At 72.6% G+C, this 16,312-nt stretch carries 18 protein-coding genes; 8 read left to right on the top strand and 10 right to left on the bottom strand.

Translation table 11 applies throughout. From position 1 onward, the window contains the following. The first annotated feature begins 28 nt into the window (after window positions 1-28). The 3 genes from A6A27_RS20410 (at window position 29) to A6A27_RS20400 (ending at window position 2,421) form a co-directional block, all read left to right on the top strand. Window positions 29-505, top strand: coding sequence for a hypothetical protein (locus A6A27_RS20410; protein ID WP_073836213.1), 477 nt, complete (start codon window positions 29-31; stop codon window positions 503-505). Window positions 506-547: 42 nt separating this feature from the next. Next, complete coding sequence (locus A6A27_RS20405; protein ID WP_073836212.1) at window positions 548-1,318, top strand: hypothetical protein; 771 nt, start codon at window positions 548-550, stop codon at window positions 1,316-1,318. Window positions 1,319-1,413: 95 nt separating this feature from the next. Continuing rightward, the gene (locus A6A27_RS20400) at window positions 1,414-2,421 is read left to right on the top strand and encodes a LacI family DNA-binding transcriptional regulator (protein ID WP_073836211.1); all 1,008 of its coding nucleotides are present in this window, start codon (window positions 1,414-1,416) and stop codon (window positions 2,419-2,421) included. Window positions 2,422-2,491: 70 nt separating this feature from the next. Here the strand turns inward: A6A27_RS20400 and A6A27_RS20395 are convergent, their stop codons facing one another. After that, window positions 2,492-3,136, bottom strand: a complete 645-nt coding sequence (locus tag A6A27_RS20395) for a DedA family protein (protein WP_073836210.1) — start codon at window positions 3,134-3,136, stop codon at window positions 2,492-2,494. A 124-nt stretch (window positions 3,137-3,260) separates the two neighbouring features. Between A6A27_RS20395 and A6A27_RS20390 the strand changes: the two genes are divergently transcribed. Further along, entirely contained in the window at window positions 3,261-4,031 is a 771-nt protein-coding gene (locus A6A27_RS20390; RefSeq protein ID WP_073836320.1) for an HD domain-containing protein, read from the top strand. Between the two features lie 149 nt (window positions 4,032-4,180). Here A6A27_RS20390 and A6A27_RS20385 read toward each other — a convergent pair whose 3' ends face one another. The 5 genes from A6A27_RS20385 to A6A27_RS20365 form a co-directional block, all read right to left on the bottom strand. After that, the gene (locus A6A27_RS20385) at window positions 4,181-4,633 is read right to left on the bottom strand and encodes a barstar family protein (protein WP_073836319.1); all 453 of its coding nucleotides are present in this window, start codon (window positions 4,631-4,633) and stop codon (window positions 4,181-4,183) included. Window positions 4,634-4,695: 62 nt separating this feature from the next. Further along, window positions 4,696-5,067 carry a ribonuclease domain-containing protein gene (locus A6A27_RS20380; protein WP_083672744.1) on the bottom strand — a complete coding sequence of 124 codons (372 nt, stop codon included), beginning with the start codon at window positions 5,065-5,067 and terminating at the stop codon, window positions 4,696-4,698. A gap of 253 nt (window positions 5,068-5,320) precedes the next feature. Beyond that, window positions 5,321-6,028, bottom strand: coding sequence for a restriction endonuclease (locus A6A27_RS20375; RefSeq protein ID WP_143194084.1), 708 nt, complete (start codon window positions 6,026-6,028; stop codon window positions 5,321-5,323). A gap of 235 nt (window positions 6,029-6,263) precedes the next feature. Then, window positions 6,264-7,199 (bottom strand): HNH endonuclease, encoded by a 936-nt coding sequence (locus tag A6A27_RS20370; protein ID WP_073836209.1) that lies wholly within the window; start codon window positions 7,197-7,199, stop codon window positions 6,264-6,266. A 72-nt stretch (window positions 7,200-7,271) separates the two neighbouring features. Beyond that, window positions 7,272-7,511, bottom strand: coding sequence for a winged helix-turn-helix domain-containing protein (locus tag A6A27_RS20365; protein WP_073836208.1), 240 nt, complete (start codon window positions 7,509-7,511; stop codon window positions 7,272-7,274). Window positions 7,512-7,829: 318 nt separating this feature from the next. Here A6A27_RS20365 and A6A27_RS20360 point away from each other — a divergent pair, with 318 nt between their 5' ends. The 3 genes from A6A27_RS20360 (at window position 7,830) to A6A27_RS20350 (ending at window position 9,780) form a co-directional block, all read left to right on the top strand. Next, window positions 7,830-8,105, top strand: a complete 276-nt coding sequence (locus tag A6A27_RS20360; RefSeq protein WP_241825360.1) for a DivIVA domain-containing protein — start codon at window positions 7,830-7,832, stop codon at window positions 8,103-8,105. Between the two features lie 2 nt (window positions 8,106-8,107). Continuing rightward, window positions 8,108-8,413: a hypothetical protein gene (locus tag A6A27_RS20355; protein WP_073836207.1), complete on the top strand. Its 306-nt coding sequence runs from the start codon at window positions 8,108-8,110 to the stop codon at window positions 8,411-8,413. A gap of 338 nt (window positions 8,414-8,751) precedes the next feature. Next, window positions 8,752-9,780 (top strand): hypothetical protein, encoded by a 1,029-nt coding sequence (locus A6A27_RS20350; RefSeq protein ID WP_073836206.1) that lies wholly within the window; start codon window positions 8,752-8,754, stop codon window positions 9,778-9,780. Here the strand turns inward: A6A27_RS20350 and A6A27_RS20345 are convergent. The 4 genes from A6A27_RS20345 to A6A27_RS20330 all read right to left on the bottom strand — a co-directional run bounded on the left by A6A27_RS20345 (window position 9,762) and on the right by A6A27_RS20330 (window position 15,286). Next, window positions 9,762-10,472 carry a VOC family protein gene (locus tag A6A27_RS20345; RefSeq protein WP_073836205.1) on the bottom strand — a complete coding sequence of 237 codons (711 nt, stop codon included), beginning with the start codon at window positions 10,470-10,472 and terminating at the stop codon, window positions 9,762-9,764. The two genes, A6A27_RS20350 and A6A27_RS20345, sit on opposite strands and share 19 nt — an antisense overlap. A gap of 82 nt (window positions 10,473-10,554) precedes the next feature. Then, entirely contained in the window at window positions 10,555-13,632 is a 3,078-nt protein-coding gene (locus A6A27_RS20340) for an NACHT domain-containing protein (protein ID WP_143194083.1), read from the bottom strand. Between the two features lie 85 nt (window positions 13,633-13,717). Next, window positions 13,718-14,932: an RNA polymerase sigma factor gene (locus tag A6A27_RS20335; protein WP_073836203.1), complete on the bottom strand. Its 1,215-nt coding sequence runs from the start codon at window positions 14,930-14,932 to the stop codon at window positions 13,718-13,720. A 3-nt stretch (window positions 14,933-14,935) separates the two neighbouring features. After that, window positions 14,936-15,286 (bottom strand): YciI family protein, encoded by a 351-nt coding sequence (locus tag A6A27_RS20330; RefSeq protein WP_073836201.1) that lies wholly within the window; start codon window positions 15,284-15,286, stop codon window positions 14,936-14,938. 249 nt (window positions 15,287-15,535) lie between these two features. Here A6A27_RS20330 and A6A27_RS20325 point away from each other — a divergent pair, with 249 nt between their 5' ends. After that, window positions 15,536-16,282: a lysozyme gene (locus A6A27_RS20325; RefSeq protein ID WP_073836200.1), complete on the top strand. Its 747-nt coding sequence runs from the start codon at window positions 15,536-15,538 to the stop codon at window positions 16,280-16,282. Window positions 16,283-16,312 lie beyond the last annotated feature (30 nt).

The following is a 16,312-nucleotide window of genomic DNA, read 5'->3' as shown; positions in this document are numbered from 1 at the left end:
GCGGGTCGGAGCGAAGCGGAGATCGGCCATGAGGGGGCGGCAGAAGGTGCTGCTGGCGGCGCTGGCCGGGCTGCTGGTGGCGCTCTACCTGATCGCGGTCGGCGGGGGCCGGCACGACCGGGGGGACCCGGCCGCCCGGCCGGGCTGGCTGAGCGGGCTGGGCGGCGGCACCGCCACAGTCGACCCGGCCACGGTCACCGTCGCCTGCGCGCCGCCCGCCGCGCCGCCGACCACGTCCCCCGACGGCGCGGTGGTCACCTTCCGCACCGGCTGCCTGCTGCGGGTCGCCGACCCGGGCGGCCTGCGCACCCTGGTGCTGCGCAGCCCGGCGTCGTTCGAGGTGTCGGCGCCCGCGCCGGGGGACGCCGAGGTCACCGTCCGCGACGAGGTGAGCCCGGGTGACGACGGCACGGCGGTGGCGAAGGTGGCCGTCGACCGGGCTACCGAGGTCGCCCTGAGCTGCCCGGGAGGTGGCGGATGCACGGTCACCGTCGCCAGGTCCTGATCGGACGGACGGCCGGGGTCGCGCCAGGGAGGGAGGCACGTCATGGGTGAGCTGCGCAAACCGTTCCTGCTGCTGGCGCTGCTCGCGGTGGCGCTGGTGGTGGGGCTGGAGCTGGGGGCGGCGCTGCTCGCCGGCGGCGGGGACGCGGGCGGCGCGCTGCGGGACAGCGCCGGGCAGTTGGGCGTGGACCTCGGCGACGTCGGGACGGTCACCGAGCCCGCCGGCCGGGGCACCGGCTACCTGGCGCTGATCGACGTGGTGGCGCTCTGGACCACCGGGCTGTTCAGCCTGAGCCTGGTGGTGCCGGACCGGATCCAGGGCCGGCTGCAGGGGGTGGCCACCCTGATCTTCGGGATCGTCCTGCTGATCGTCTCGGTGGTCCTGCTGATCGTGGCCTTCGTCGAGCTGACCGTGATGGTGTCGCTGTTCCTGGCGGCGCCGTTCGGCACGCTGGCGTACCTGGCGGTGTGGGGGTTCTTCCCGGTGGGCGACGCGGCCGTGCTGCTCGGCCTGGTGCTGCTGCTCAAACTGGTCTGGGCCGGCCTGCTGCTGCTCGCCCAACCGCGCTTCCTGCAGAACAAGGGCCTGGTGCTGCTGGCACTGACCACGTTGGTCTGCACGGTGGTGCTGGTGTTCCTGCACCGGCTGGTGCCGGGGATCCTGGTCAGCATCACCGACGACCTCGGCGCGCTGGTCTTCGCCGTGGTGGCGGCGGTCTGGGCGCTGGTCCTGCTGGTCGGCTCCATCCCCGCCATCGTCAAGGCGGTGCGGACCACCGCCACCACCTCCCGACCCGCCGTCCCGTCCCGATGACGCGGGGTTGGGGGGAGGTCGGCGTCCGCCGATCAGGCAAGGGCTTTCCCGACCATCCTGCGGTAACCTCTCGACCGGGTAGGAAAAGGGGTGGTATGGCGACGCTGGCCGACGTCGCCCGCCGGGCGGGCGTCTCCCCCGCGACCGCGTCGCGGGTGATCAACCGCAGCAGCAAGCCGGTCGCGGACGATCTGCGCGAGCGGGTGCTCAGGGCCGTCGCCGAGCTGCGGTACGTCCCGAACGCGCACGCCCAGCTGCTGGCCCGGCCGCAGCGCAGCGTGGTCGGCGTGGTGGTGCACGACGTCTCCGACCCGTACTTCGCCGAGGTGACCCGGGGGCTGCAGCGGGTCGCCACCGAGCAGGGCCGGCTGGTCATCATCTGCAACAGCTACCGCGACCCGGAACGCGAGCTGGAGTACGTCGACCTGCTCCGTGCCCAGCAGGTGGCCGCGATCGTGCTGGCCGGGTCGGGCTACCACGACGAGGGCGTCAACGCGCTGCTCGACGAGCGGCTCACCGCGTACGTGGCCACCGGCGGGCGGGTGGCGCTGGTCGGCCGGCACCGGCACCGGGGGGACGCCGTGCTGCCGGCCAACGAGGAGGGCGCCCGCCTGGTCGGGGCGGAACTGCGCCGGCTCGGCCACCGGGTGGTCGGTGTGATCGCCGGCCCGGACCAGTTGACCACCACCACCGACCGGCTCGCCGGCCTGGCCGCCGGCCTCGACGAGGCGCTCCCCACCAAGCGGATCCGGTACGCCGACTTCACCCGCGACGCCGGGGCGCGGGCCACGGCGGAGCTGCTGGACGCCGTACCGGAGCTGACCGCGGTCGTGGCGCTGAACGACTCGATGGCGGTCGGCGCCCTGTCCGTGCTCCGGGATCGCGGCGTACGCGTGCCGGACGAGGTCTCCGTGGTCGGTTTCGACGACATGCCGATCGCCGCCGACGTGACACCCACCCTGACCACGGTTCGGCTGCCGCTGGCCGAGCTGGGCGCCCGGGCGATGACCCTGGCCCTGGACCCGGACGCCGACGGGGACCGGATCGAGACCCTCCCCGCCGAGCTGGTCCGCCGCGACAGCCTCGGCCCCGCCCCAACCTGACCGGCGGACAGCCTTGCTGGCCAAGGAGCTCGCGTCAGCCAGGGCCGGGAGTTCGACGCCAACTTCTTGATCAACCGGCGTGGGTGTCCGGCGAAGACTCCTGCCGGGCGCGGCGGGCGGCCCGGCGGGACCGGACCACCCGGACCAGCACCAGCAGCACCACCACGGCCAGCACCACCTCGCCGCCCCAGCCGAGCCGCCGCTCCAGCAGCCGGTACGACGCCCCGGCCAGGTAGCCGAGCACGGCCACGGTCGCCGACCAGAGGGCCCCGCCGGCGATGTTCGCCACGGTGAACGTCCGGCGCGGCATGTGGCTCGTCCCGGCCAGTCCCGGCACCAGCGCGCGCAGCGCCGCCGCCCACCGGCCCAGCACCACCGCCAGGGCACCCCGGCGGCGTAACAGGTCCAGCGCCTGTTGCAGCTCGCCGGAGCGGACGAACCGGCGGGGCACCCGGTCCAGCAGCCGCCGGCCGTAGCGGCGGCCGACCAGGTAGCCGACCTGATCGCCGAGGGCCGCCCCGGCGATCGCGGCCACAATCACCGCCCAGAGCGGCAGCCGCCTCTCGTGGGCGAGCACCCCACCGACCAGGACCGCGATCTCCCCCGGCACGAGCAGCCCGAGGAAGGTCGACGCCTCCAGCGCCGGCAGCAGGAAGACCAGCGCCAGAACCAGGGCGGGCGGCAGCGCCACCAGCAGGTTCAGCAGCCGGTCCATCCGCCGATTGTCGCTGCCACCCCGGCCGTACGCACAGTCAACCAGCGTTCCGGCGGCGAGTGCGGGACGTCGGGTGGCCGACGGCGCGACCCCGGTGGCAGCGAAGATCAGTTATAAGTGGACCATGGAGTTCCCCGCGTACCTGGCCACCATGCCGATGCACGCGATCACCGAGATCCACGGCGAGCCGGGCCTGCTGGCGCGGTTCCGGCTGGAGATCCGCGCGTTCGACGACGCCGCGCGGGCGCGGCTGACCGAGGCCCTCGACCTCGCCGCCGAGCTGCACCGCGACGACCGGCGGGTTCGCGAGCCGTACCTCAACCACCTGCTGCGGGTGGCGATCCGGATGATGCACCACTACCAGGTCCGCGACGTGGACGTGATCGTCGCGGGCCTGCTGCACGACGCGGTCGAGGACCACCCGGCGGAGCTGGCGAGCCTGGACCCGCGACAACTCCCGCTCGGCGCGTCCGACACCGCGCAGCGACCTGGAGCCGTCGGGGGCGACGCGACGGCGGCGGCGCTGGCCACGCTCGCCGAACGGTTCGGCCCGCGGGTCGCCCGGCTGGTCGGCGCGGTCACCAACCCGGCGTACGACCCGGGGCGCGACCGGCACGTCCAGTACCGGGAACACGTCGCAGCCAGCCTGGACCGGGAACCCTGGGCCCGGGTGATCAAGGTGTCGGACTTCACCGACAACGGGGTGGGCGTGATCCACACGGTGGGTCCGAAGGTGGCCCGGTCGGCCGCCAAGTACCGGCCCCTGGTGCCGGTGTACCGGGACCTCATCGCCCGGCCGGACACGCCGCTGTCCGCGCCGGTCAAGCGGCACATCTTCGCCCAGCTCGACCTCGCCGAGGAGCGGTTCAGCGCCATCCTCGACCAACCCAACTGACGTCCGCACAGATTCACGGAAAGTGTTCTCATCTCGTACCCGGAGGCCATTCTTTCCCTGAAGTAGGGGCTTGTCCGGCACCGCCCGGCTGGCGCGCCCGTCGGCGGGCGGCATGGGGCGGGCACGGGGGCGCCGTAGGGCGGGCCCGGTCAGTGGGTGTCCGGTGGCTGAGCGGGAGCCCGGTTGGCCATGGCGGTGGCGATCCGGTGCCGGAGCGCGGGCAGCCGGTCCGGGTGGTCGCGCAGCACCACGCGCAGTGGCGCGTGCCCGATGGCGGCGACCCCGCCGAGCACGTCGAGCAGAGCACCGAGCTGCGCGGGTGGCTCCTCGGCCAGCAACTCCCCTGCGTCCCGGACGACAAGCGTCAGCGGACCGGTGTCGAGCCGATCGGCCAGCACGTCGGCGAGCGCGTCCCAGTTGCGTCCGAAGTAGTCGGGTAGGGGCAAGGCCGTGGCCAGCGCGTCGAAGAGGCCGGCCCGGGTGCGGGCGACCGCGCCGGCAAGGACGACCCCGGCAGGCTCGACGTCCGGCCCGGCAGGCTCGGCGTCCGGCCCGGCGTCGAACGTGAGCCAGGCCGGCGGGTGCGCCGCCGCTGACGCCATCCGCATCTCCTTCGCGGTCGCGTGGGTCGGGCCGGCGGACGGCCCGACCCGCGACACCCTGATCAGAGCCGGTAGAAGTTCGCGTAGTGGTCGGGCGAGAACCAGGTCACGCCGGTGCTCTTGTTGACCACGATCCGGTACGCGTCCCGCGCGGCGCCGCAGGCGCGCGGGTGGACGTCGAATTCGTAGTAGGTGGCGTTGGCGGGAAGCTGGCCCTCACGGTTGTAGAACTGGCCACCGGCGAAGTTGCACTGGCCGCCGCTCCAGGAGTACCAGCCCCGGCTGGTCGGGAAGCCCTTGCCGGACCAGCCGGAGCGCGCGGTGCGGGCGTCCGCGCAGCGAGTCATCGTGCAGGAGCTGTAGACGGCCGCCTGAGCGGGGTCGGCGAGGGTGGGCGACACCACCGACGGGCCGACGAGCGCGGTGGCGACCATGGCCGTGAGCAGCGCGAACGCGCCGAAGATACGACGTACGCGAGCAGCGGGGGAAGGCAGTGGGGCCGCGAGCGTGGTCAAGGGATCCTCCCTGTCCTGGGGCGACTTGACATCGATCAGCTCCGATCGGGCCCCAGTCTGGCGGTGATCCGCTCCGGCGTACAGCCCCCGCACGGAAACCGTTTCCACCGTGCCGGTGAACGATTGATGATCGACCACGGGCCAGACACTCGCGACGGGTGGCCCGGCGCCGTCAGGCCAGGGCGCGGGGCGGACGGCCGGTCCAGGCCCACAGCTCCAGAGACTGCCGGTCCACCAGGTTGATCCCGAGCCGGCGAGCAAGGTGGACGCCGTCCCCGTTGGTGAAGTACCCGTTGGTCACGATCATGCAGAGTTCGCCGCCGTGGATCTCCCGGCAGGTGCCGGCAAACCGCTGGATCGCCGCGCTTCCCACCCGGTTGCCGGCGCTCTGCCGCTTGCACTGCGCCACCACCCGCCGGCCGTCCGGGGCGACTGCCGTGACGTCCGCGCCCCGGTCGCCCGACCCGCCGCAGACGCGTACCTGGCGGAAACCCGAGCCGGCGAGTAGGCGGGCGAACCACTGCTCGAACGCCGCGCCGCTCATCACGTCGGTCACCGCGATCAGCCGGTCCCGCTCCGCCTGCTCCGCTCGCTGGCGGCCGCGCTCCCGCACCGTCAGCGCCAGCACCGCCGCGACCGCCATCAGGACGAGGGCGACCACGAACGCCGACCAGTACGGGTGCCGCCCGACGAAGTCGACAATCAGGACCACCAGCGCCACCGCCCCCAGGACGGCGAGCCCGACCCCCAGGTTGACGCCCGACGATCGGGACCCTCGACGCCGACGAGCAGTCGACGCCGATCCGGCACGGCGGCGCTTCCGGTAGTGCGCCCGGACCCGGGCGCCGTCCCTTCTGGTGTGCGACTTGACGTAGGGCATGGGCACCTCCGGCGGCGGGAGGACCAGTCTCCCGCCCGGGTCCGACACTCAACGGCACCGCCGTCGATACTGTCAGCTACCCGTCAGTTCGCCAGCTGACCGTCAAGGTTTGCGCATCCAGGCCTTCGGGTCGGTGACGACGAAAGGGTTGCCGGGCATGACGAGCAGTCGAACACGAACCAGTCACCGGAGGCAGCGTTAAGCTGATTCGCGAACCCCAGAAGCAAGGAGCGGGTTAGGCAGCCTTGAAAACGGTGTCCAGGTGCCACTCGAGGAATTCGGCATTGGGCCTGTCACGCCGCCGCTCCGGCACTGCGATGGTGGTGCCGGCCATGGCGTAGAACTGGTCACCGTTGCCAAATTCGCTACGCAGCCGAGGGCTGACCAGCAACCGGTGCTTCGGATCTACGCCGAGGTACCCCCGGTCGAAGAGGATATGGACGTCTGACTTGAGCAGCAGTCCATTGTCGACGCGGTGCTCTCCACCGTTAGGGAGTGGCCGGATGTGAGCTGCCTGCAGCACCGGCTGAACCTTGTTTCCAGTGATCGCGCAGCGCCGCCCATAGACACCAAGGACCACCGCCTTAAACGACTGCTGGCCGAGACGCTGCGGCACGAGCCGGGAATCACCGTACACCGGTCCGTGTCGATGCCAGGGCTCGCTAAGATCCAGTTCCACAGTCACACCACCTAGGAGGCGGTGCAGCAGAGGCTCGAAATACCCGGCCACGGACCGATCAGCAAGATCATACGTTTTCCCCTGCACCACATTAGACGCGAACCCCGGAGGCGGGTCGGCCGTCGAATCATCGGGGAAATAGACAGTATCCCGAACGAAGATGCAGCCGATGATCGGGTCTTCGTCGAGTCCGATCGGCTGCTTTCGGTACCGGCCGACGCTGCGGCGCATCTCATCGAGGCTCGCGACGCCGTTGGCCACACCGAATAGCTCCCACGCCTCGGAAATCCTCAACTGAGTGAAGCCGCTGAAGAAGCCTCCGCCGACTATTCGGTTGAGCGGGTAGTGCGCCTTGAAGAAGAAGGGCTCACCGGGCGTGAGAGCACGGAAGCTCCCGCCGGAGGGCCGCCAGAAGTTGACCTCTGTCAGGCCGGGACGCGCGGCCAGAAACCGATACCACTTCTCGTCCGTCACGCCGACGAAGGTCTTCACACCGGTAAGGGTGCACCTGATTTGATCTCGTCGCCACCCCCTGATCGGCCGCCACCCCGGAAGGCGCAAGTTTCAGGGCTCGCGCATCCAGAGCCTGGGGTCGTTGACGAAGATGCCTTTGCCTTGGTGGCGCCAGATAACTCGCAGCGCTTCGAGCCGCACGTATACCTGCTTGACGGTTGACGGGCTGACCTCGTGCATCGCGGCGAGCTGCGCGATCGAGGGCAGCTTGTCTCCCGGCTTGAGCTTGTTGGCTCTGATGTCGGCGACGATTTCGTCGGCGATGCGGATGTAGTCGGCGGTGATCGGCATGACTCCCCCTGCGTGGCATGCCAATTCGATCACGCAACGACACCTCACAACAACTCATCGTTTGACTCAGACGACTGGGACAGCTAAGTTGAGAACCGCCTCTCCCCTTGCGTGGCAACAAGGAGCAGAGGCATCCCCCTGGTCGGGGCGGGTGCGCGTGCCCGTCCCGACCCATCGGACTGCTCCGCTGTCGTACCGCTGATCAGAGCTGCGGCGGCGGAGCCGGGCGGGCCGCCCGCGGCCGGCGTGCGGACGGCCCACCCTTCCAGACCCACCGCACTGACCTCCGCGCTCCCGCGTGTTCTGGAAAGGACTGACGTGGCCCAGGTGTATCGAGGTGGCCAGCTCTACGGGACCGGCCAGCCGGCCCGGTTGACCCCGCACGAGGTGCGGACCCACACGTTCGACCCGCGTCGCCGTGGCGCCGACCCCGATCAGGTACGTGAGTTCCAGGCCCAGCTCGCCGACGAGCTGACCGACCTGCACGGGCAGATCCGCCGGCTGAGCGAGGAGAACGACCGGCTCAAGCGGGCGCTGCGCGACTGGCAGACCATGCACGCCCGGGAGTGCCGGCCCAACGAGGGCCACTGGTAGCGGTGCGGCCAGAACCTGGCGACCTGCTGCGGATCGACGGCCGCGCCTCGGTGCAGTTCGCCGGCGGCTGCGCCCTGACCTTCCGCGTCGTGTCGGTCTGCGACCGCCCGACGTACGCCGGCTGGGTCTGGCTGACCGGCTACGTCATCAACCGGCGCGGCAACGCGACCGCCAAGCGGGAGATCTACGTCCAACTCGCCGGCCTCCGCCGCGCCACCGCACCCCTCGACGGCAGTCCGGCACCCCGGTGCATCCGCTTCCCGAACAGATTGCCCCGTTGTCCCTGTTCACCGGCACAAGCCAGGTGATCTGTCGCGCCGCCACTCACCGACGCGCCACGAGGGCGCGGATATCAACGGCGCTGGCACCACGACGAAGAAGGCGACGGTGAACGCCGCCCTTGGGGCCGTGGTCAAGCGGGAAAGCGCCGCGAGTTCGGCGGCTTCGAGTGGCTGGCCATGCCCGACGAGATCTGGGATCGGAGCCGGAGGACGACGCACCCTTGCCCGTCACAGCGGGCCGCTTCACGCTCGGCGCCGCGCGGCTGCCGGGGCCGGCGTCTCCGGGTTGTTAGCGTGGGCCGGCAGAGCGGCGCGACACCCCTCGACCGACCGCCGGACGGTGGCACGTGCTCAGGAGGGGTGAGATGACCGACGCGTCGGGCGGGAAGGCGCCCTCGCCGGACCGGCGGCCACCGTGGATCGACCGGGGTCGAGACTGGGCCGGGTGGGCCGGCCCCCGGCTGAAGGCGGGCGTGCGTACCACGTGGGCGCGGCTGCTTCCGGCGCTGCAGAGGTTGTGGGCGGCGGCGGACGGGGACGTGCCGTCTCCCTCTTCCGATGAGACGCACGAGCACCGGGAGCTGTCCTACCCGATCGTCGTCGCGGCCAAGGGGCACGTGTTCACGTTCACCGTCCGGGCCGTGCTCACCTGGTCGATCACGGGCGAGCGGCCCGAGGTGCCGATCTGGTACGTGCGCCATTTCACGCCCAAGGTGATTCAGCAGTTGCGGCGTGCGGCCGCGGACTGCGCGCGCGACTTCGCCCCGCACCGGGCGGGGGACCTCGAGGCGGCCCTGCAGAAGGCCCTGACCGGGCAGGATCCGAAGCTGTGGCGCTACACGCGCGGCCGTGTGACGGTCCAGTGCCGGCCGGAGGTGTGGTGGGTTCGCCACGACGACCGGGTCCTGCAGACGCTGCGGCCGCACTGGGACCGCATGATCGAACTGGAGTGCGAGTACGAGCTTTACCTGGCTCGGGCCCGGTACGCCGAGGACCTGAACCGGCGGTGGATGACGATCCTCGACGAAATGCTCGACGATCCCCCAGGCGGCGAGGAGGCGGAGGCGATCAACGAGGAGTTGTCCCGGGCGCGCCGGCACATGGCCGCGGAGCAGCGGGCTGCCGCCCAGTGGAGCGCGGAACTCCTGCGGGACCGGCGGAACTTCGACCAGATCTTCGAGCCGTTCACTGCCATCCCCATCGTCCCGCAGCAGGCAGCCGGCCCCGATCGAGACCCCTCGGGCGACGCACCGAAGGCGACGTCCGGCGACGCCACCGCGAAGGCGACATCGACCGAGGCCGCCTCGAAGGCGACGTCAAGCGAGGGGACCGATCCGAAGGCAACGCCCGCCGAGGGGACGACGCCGGAACGAGGTCAGGACGGGCGGCGCTGACGTCGCGCCGCTCCGGTCCGCGCTGTCGGGCTCGCCTGCCGGTTGCGCAGGAACGCGCCCAGTCCCTGCCCGTCCTCGTTGGCCAGGAACGCGCCACGGGCGTTGAGCAGGGTCTCGTCGGCGTGCGCCAGGCAGCCCCACACGGTGTCGCCCCACGAGTCGGCGAGCTTCACCTCGGCCGGCTCCGGGCACGCCTCGCCGCGTGGGCCGCCGATCTGGCAGCGGGCCGGCGCGCCGCCGTGCTGTCGGACCCGCTCGGCGGCCTCGCGGATCAGCGAGAACCGGACCTCTTTGTCGGCCTCCGGGCTGCGGGCCTGCTCGGGGACCGCCCGCCGCTGCCCGAACAGGACCACGTTGCCGTCCGGGTCGGTGGTGCGGCACTCACCGCCGGGGGCGTGCTCCGGATACCCGGACCGCTCGACGGCGTACCCGGCGGCGGTCAGCCGGTCGATCGTGGCGGTGAGGTCGTCGACGTAGAGGTAGATGAGCAGGGGCAACTCGACGGTGACCAGGCGGGGCGTGATCGCGGCCAGCAGCAGGGTCAGCTCCCCGCACTGCAGATAGGACCAGCGGGACTCACCGTCGCCCCCGGTGCGCAGCTCGGCGTAGCCGAAGACCTCGTAGAACCGTCGCGCGGCATCGGCGTCCGCGACGTACAGCACCGGCACCTGGGCCTGCACTCCGTTGGGCACCGCACCACTGTACTCGTAGTGGAAGTCTAAATCACGTTTTTGACATCGGGTTTTCCTGCCGAAGCAGCGCCGCGTGGGACCGTCAGGCGTCGTGCCACATGGGGACCGCGCGGCGCAGGGTGAGTGCCACGATGTCCGGGGCCCGAAGCACCCTGGCGAGCCGGTACGCCACGCCGAGCGCCAGCGGCCCGAACATCGGATGCCCGATCAGCCGATGACAGGCATGCAGGCCGATCTCGGCGAACTCCCGGCGGGTCAGCACCGGGCGGTTGCCGCGCCCGCGCTCGGCGCTGACCGCGACACGGATCCGCCGCAAGGTCTCGGCCCGCTCGTCGGTGACCCGGCGTAGCACCGCCGCCGACCACCGCCAGGTCTCGACGAGCGGGAGCAGGTCCGACCCGGCGGGCAGCAGGTCGGCGAAGTACAGGTCGTACCGGCAGATCGCCACCGCCTCGGTCGGCTGCCCCTCGGCGAGGGTCAGCCCGGCCAGCAGCCCGGCGGCCAGGGGCGCGGACCACTCGGCGTCAAGTCCGGCGGACCGCACGGCGTCGACCAGCCGTTCGCACGCGTCCCGCGCCGCCACGTCGCCGGCGGCGTACCGCAGCACCGCCTGGAGTTCCGCGGTGGCCGGCTCGGGCCGCCCGCTCCGCTCCTCCCGCGCGGCCAGTTCGTCGGCGGCGGCGAGCAGTTCCCGCACCGGGGCGTCTCGGCCGACCAGCTCGGCGATCACCCGCCGCTGCTCCTCAACCGGGGTACGGGCCGCCCCGGTGGCCGGCGGCGCCGGGAGCTGGGCGAGCAGGTCGGCCAGGCCGCTCCAGTGCCCGGCCGCCGCGCCGACCAGGACCGCCCGGCGCAGGGCCACCCCGGTGCGATCGTCGTCGAGCCCGATGTTGGCCGCCCGGGTGTCGGCGACGCCGGCCAGCGTCTGGAACGCTTCCGGCCAGTAGCCGGCCCCGGCGAGTTCGACGGCGAAGTCCTCACGCAGCCGGCTGCCGCGCCGGCCGGCCACCGATCCGGCGGCCAGCCGGGCCTGCAGCCGGCCGTGCCGGAACCGGTAGGCACCCGCGCCGTGCCGGAGCAGACCGACCGCGTCGGCGTGATCGAGGAAGGCCAGCAGGTGGTACGGGAGCCGGTTGCGCGCGGCGAGCACGAACCGGGCCACGCCGAAGCGGAACCAGGCGCTGCCGCCCCGCCGGTACAGCCACCAGCCGAGGCCCAGGCCGAGCCCGGCGTACCCCTGTGCCACCGGCGGCGGGAAGTCGGACAGGCCGGCCAGCCACAGGGCGGCGAGGCCGAGGAACCACAGCGCCACGGCCCGGACGGCGGTCAGCGGCAGCGCCGCGATCGTCGCCGCGCGATCCGCCCGCAGCGTCCCCGCGGGACTCAGCGCGCTCAACTCCGCAGCTGGGACGGACAGGTCGACGCGCAGCGCGGAGCGGACGACGGTGAATCCGCACCAGCCGACCCCCACGGCCAGGGCGCACTGGGTGGGCACCGACCAGTGCGTCACGGCGGGCACGGCGCCGAGCAGCGTGCCGAGCCGTGGCGGCGGCCCGATCGCCACGAACAGCGGCCAGGTCAGGGCGCCCCAGAAGGCACCGCCGACCAGTCCGGCCACCAGTCCCTCGAGGAGGGCCCGGAATCCGCCGGTGAAGACCGGCCGTACCGGCGGCACGCCGTGGTGCGGGTCGTCGCGGAGCGCCGACCGGACGGCCGCCGCCAGGGCCGCCAGGACCACCAGCAGGGACGGCCGGGCGGTGACGCCGTGCAGCAGCTCCCGGACCTGGGCGTGACCGGTCACGGCGACGAGGGCGCCGAGCGCCTCCCCGACCGGCGACAGGGCGATCCACGCCGCAACAGCGGCCCGCAGACCGTCGAAGGCGACCCAGAACGGACGCGGGAGCGCGACGGGGAGCTGCCACCAGCGGAACTCGCGACTGTCCAGGGACTCCAGGTGGCTGGCCAGCTGGGCGAGGTAGCGGCGGGACCGGTCCGGTTCCCAGCGGCGCAGGCCCTGCCCGCCCCGCCGCGACCGTAGGGCCGCGTCGACCGCGCGGGACAGCACCTCGTCCTCCACCGAACGCCGGCCGCGCTCGGCGGCCAGCGGGAGCAGTTCGCGCGGGTCCGTGCCGGGCTGGTCGAACGCGGTCCGGGCCAGGGCCACCAGCAGCGGGGTGGACAGCGCCGCGGCCAGCTCGGGGTCGGCGTCGAGCCGGTCGGCCACCGTGGACCAGTTGCCCACCTGGTGCAGCGGCGCGGCGTCCCGCAGGTACCGGCCGACCTGCGCGGCGGTCAGCGGCGCGAGGGTCACCACGGCGGTCGCCCGCAGCCGCTCGCCCTGGATCAGGTACGTCTCGTAGACGGCGGAGCGGCAGGTCAGCACGAACCGTTGGGTCGGCAGCTCGTTGAGCTCCTCCAGACAGGCGCTGAGCCGGTCCTCGGGCAGCTCGTCCAGGCCGTCCAGCACCGGCACCACCAGGTCGGCCAGCAGCAGGTCACGCACCACCGCCTCACGGCGCGGATGGCCGCCGGCGAGGTACGGGTACCGCCGGGTGATCCGGTCGGCCAGCCAGTCGTGGAACCCCTCGGCGCCCGGGTCCCAGGAGTCCACTGGCAGCAGCACCGGGATCGGCGCCTCCGGGTCGCGCCGGGTGGCGAACTGCCGGACCAGCCGCAGCGCGATGATCGATTTGCCGGATCCGGGTGGTCCCAGCACCAGCAGGCGCCCTGAGGGCACCGAGCGGTAGCACTCCCACAGCGCTCCGTCCCGCCCGGCGAGGTCGACGGGTCCGGCGTCGGCGGACCGGCCGATCGAGCGCCAGGACGGCATGAGCCGCTCCGGGGCGTTGTGCCAGGCCACCGGCAACGGGTACGGCTCGTCGACCGCGCGCAACAGCGTCTGCTCGGTGGGCTCCCGCCGGATCAGCTCGGCGAGCTCGTCGGCGGCGGCCCGCCGGTGCACCCAGGCCGTCGGCGGGGCGGCCTCCCGCCCGGCGAAGAGCTGGTCCACCACCACGTAGACCGCGATGACCCCGGCGACCACACCCCAGAGCCAGTTGACCTTCTCGAAGTCGTACCGGAGCCAGACCCAGGCAGTGCCGCCGGCGCCCAGCAGGGTCACGACGGTGACGAGACTCCATTTCCACACGCCGCGCCGCACCGGACGATTCTGCGGGGCCGAGGAATCCCGCGCAGCCCCACCCTCCTGTCCGGACGGCGGACCGGCTGCGGGGCGCCGGGGGCGCTCACGGAAGCAGCAGGTCGCGGACCCGTCGCAGGTGGGCCTGCTCGGCGTGGTTGTCGGTCCGCGCGATCGCCGCGTCGTACGCCGCGGCCGCCTCCCCCGCGCGGCCGAGCCGGCGCAGCAGGTCGGCACGGACCGCGTGGAAGACGTGGTAGCCGGCCAGGTCCAGGCCGTCCACCTGGGCCAGCGCGGCGGCCGGCCCGGCCACCTCGGCCAGCGCGACCGCCCGGTTCAGCGCCACCACCGGCCCGGGAGCGTGCCGCATGAGCTGGTCGTACAGGGCGAGGATCTGGGCCCAGTCGGTGTCGGCCGCCGTCGGGGCGTCGCTGTGCACGGCGTTGATCGCCGCCTGGATCTGGTACGGGCCGGGCCGGTCCCGCCGCAGGCAGCGCCGGACCAGGCCCTGCCCCTCGGCGATCAGTGCGCGGTCCCACCGGCCGCGGTCCTGCTCGTCCAGCGGCACCAGAACGCCGCCGGGGGTGGTACGAGCTGCCCGCCGCGCCTCGGTGAGCAGCAGCAACGCCAGCAGTCCGAGCACCTCCGGCTCGTCGGGCATCAGCTCGCCGAGCAGCCGGCCCAGCCGGATCGCCTCGGCGCAGAGCTCGTCGCGGACAAGCTGGTCCCCCGAGCTGGCCGTATGCCCCTCGTTGAAGATCAGGTAGACGACGGCCAGCACGGCTCGCAGCCGGTCCGGCAGGTCCGCGTCGCGCGGCACCCGGTACGGGATCCGGGCGTCCCGGATCTTGGCCTTGGCCCGGACCAGGCGTTGCGCCATGGTCGGCTCCGGCACCAGGAAGGCCCGGGCGATCTCGGCGGTGCTCAGCCCGCCGAGCAGCCGCAGGGTCAGCGCGACCCGGGCGGCGGCGGCCAGCGCCGGATGGCAGCAGGTGAAGATCAGGCGGAGCCGGTCGTCCCGCACGGGTCCCTCCTCGGCCGGCGCGTCGTGGGCGTACAACAGGGCGGCCTGCGCCTGCCGGTCGGCGCGGGACGCCTCGCGGCGCAGCCGGTCGATGGCCCGGTTCCGGGCGGTGGTGATGATCCAGCCGGCCGGGCTGGGCGGCGGCCCCGCGGCGGCCCACCGGTCGACCGCCGTGGCGAAGGCGTCCTGGACCGCCTCCTCGGCGAGGTCGATGTCGCCGAGGAGGCGGACCAGCACGGCGACCGCGCGCCCGTACTCCGCGCGGAAGAGCCGTTCGACGTCGGTCGGGTCGGGCACCCCTCAGACCTCGCCCTGGAACGGGCGCACCTCGATCGGCAGCGTGGTCGCCAGGGCGTACCGGCGGCCCCACTCCAGCGCCGCGTCGAGGTCGGGGGCGGTGATGATGGTGAAGCCGCCCAGGTACTCCTTGCCCTCCACGTACGGCCCGTCGGTGATCAGCACCTCGTCACCCCGCGGGTGCAGCACGGTGGCGGTCTCCGGGGCGTGCAGGCCGTTGCCGAAGACCCAGGACCCGGCCTCGACGAGCTCGTCGTGGATGGCGTCGATCTTGCGCATCACGTCGGCCAGGAACTCGGGGTCCGGCAGCCCCTCGCCGGCCGGCTGGTACATGCTGATCAGGTACTGCTTCATGCGCTTCTCCTCGCCCGTCCGGGCCGGCCCGCCGCCGGCCCCTTCACCCTCCATACGAACGGCCGGCGCCGGGATCGACACGCCGGCCGAAGCGTTCTACGCGCCTGGTGTGTGCGGGGGCTGCCCGAAAATCATTAAGATGATCTTCCATGTATCTATTGAAATTTGTCTCCATCCTGTGACGTAATACTGACAGTTCCTTTCACCAACTCCCGCCGCCGCGAGCGGCAGACCCCCCGGGAGGGAAAGATGAACCGTCCCCTGCGATCGGCGCTACGTACGGCCGCCACGGCCGTGCTCGCCACCGTCACCCTGGCCGCCTCGGCCCTCCTCGGCGCGACTCCCGCCAGCGCCGCGCCGGCCGGCCTGCCCGGCATGGACGTCTCCAGCTGGCAGGGCAACGTGAACTGGTCCGCCGCCTGGAACAACGGCGCCCGCTTCGCGTACGTGAAGGCGACCGAGGGCACCGGCTACACCAACCCGTACTTCGCCCAGCAGTACAACGGCTCGTACAACGTCGGCATGATCCGGGGCTCGTACCACTTCGCCCGGCCGGACGTCTCCAGCGGCGCCACCCAGGCCAACTACTTCGTCGACCACGGCGGCGGCTGGTCCAAGGACGGCAAGACCCTGCCGGGTGCCCTGGACATCGAGTACAACCCGTACGGTGCCACCTGCTACGGGCTGAGCCAGGCCTCGATGCGCAGCTGGATCGCCTCGTTCGTCAACCAGTACTACGCCCGCACGGGCCGGTGGGCCACCATCTACACCACCACCGACTGGTGGACCACCTGCACCGGCAACACCTCGCAGTTCGCCGCGAACAACCCGCTCTGGATCGCGCGCTACTCCAGCAGCGTCGGCACCCTGCCGGCCGGCTGGGGGACGTACTCCTTCTGGCAGTGGGCCGACTCCGGCGTCTTCCCTGGTGACCAGAACGTCTGGAACGGCACCCTGGACCGGCTCAAGGTGCTGGCCTGCAACGGACCCTGCTGATCCCGCTCCGGTGGCGGGCGACCCTCTCGA

This window comes from Micromonospora sp. CB01531 (assembly GCF_001905095.1).
Taxonomy (GTDB): Bacteria; Actinomycetota; Actinomycetes; order Mycobacteriales; family Micromonosporaceae; genus Micromonospora.
Note: the sequence above shows the minus strand (reverse complement) of the source record. Positions and strands in the feature narration are given on the sequence as shown.

Coding starts and splice junctions, on each gene's coding strand:
- A6A27_RS20375 (WP_143194084.1), bottom strand. CDS start 6,028: ATGCCCTACGTCAAGTCGCACACCAGAAGGGACGGCGCCCGGGTCCGG.
- A6A27_RS20395 (WP_073836210.1), bottom strand. CDS start 3,136: ATGGACCGGCTGCTGAACCTGCTGGTGGCGCTGCCGCCCGCCCTGGTT.
- A6A27_RS20350 (WP_073836206.1), top strand. CDS start 8,752: ATGACCGACGCGTCGGGCGGGAAGGCGCCCTCGCCGGACCGGCGGCCA.
- A6A27_RS20405 (WP_073836212.1), top strand. CDS start 548: ATGGGTGAGCTGCGCAAACCGTTCCTGCTGCTGGCGCTGCTCGCGGTG.
- A6A27_RS20400 (WP_073836211.1), top strand. CDS start 1,414: ATGGCGACGCTGGCCGACGTCGCCCGCCGGGCGGGCGTCTCCCCCGCG.
- A6A27_RS20390 (WP_073836320.1), top strand. CDS start 3,261: ATGGAGTTCCCCGCGTACCTGGCCACCATGCCGATGCACGCGATCACC.
- A6A27_RS20385 (WP_073836319.1), bottom strand. CDS start 4,633: ATGGCGTCAGCGGCGGCGCACCCGCCGGCCTGGCTCACGTTCGACGCC.
- A6A27_RS20330 (WP_073836201.1), bottom strand. CDS start 15,286: ATGAAGCAGTACCTGATCAGCATGTACCAGCCGGCCGGCGAGGGGCTG.
- A6A27_RS20365 (WP_073836208.1), bottom strand. CDS start 7,511: ATGCCGATCACCGCCGACTACATCCGCATCGCCGACGAAATCGTCGCC.
- A6A27_RS20410 (WP_073836213.1), top strand. CDS start 29: ATGAGGGGGCGGCAGAAGGTGCTGCTGGCGGCGCTGGCCGGGCTGCTG.
- A6A27_RS20325 (WP_073836200.1), top strand. CDS start 15,536: ATGAACCGTCCCCTGCGATCGGCGCTACGTACGGCCGCCACGGCCGTG.
- A6A27_RS20380 (WP_083672744.1), bottom strand. CDS start 5,067: ATGGTCGCCACCGCGCTCGTCGGCCCGTCGGTGGTGTCGCCCACCCTC.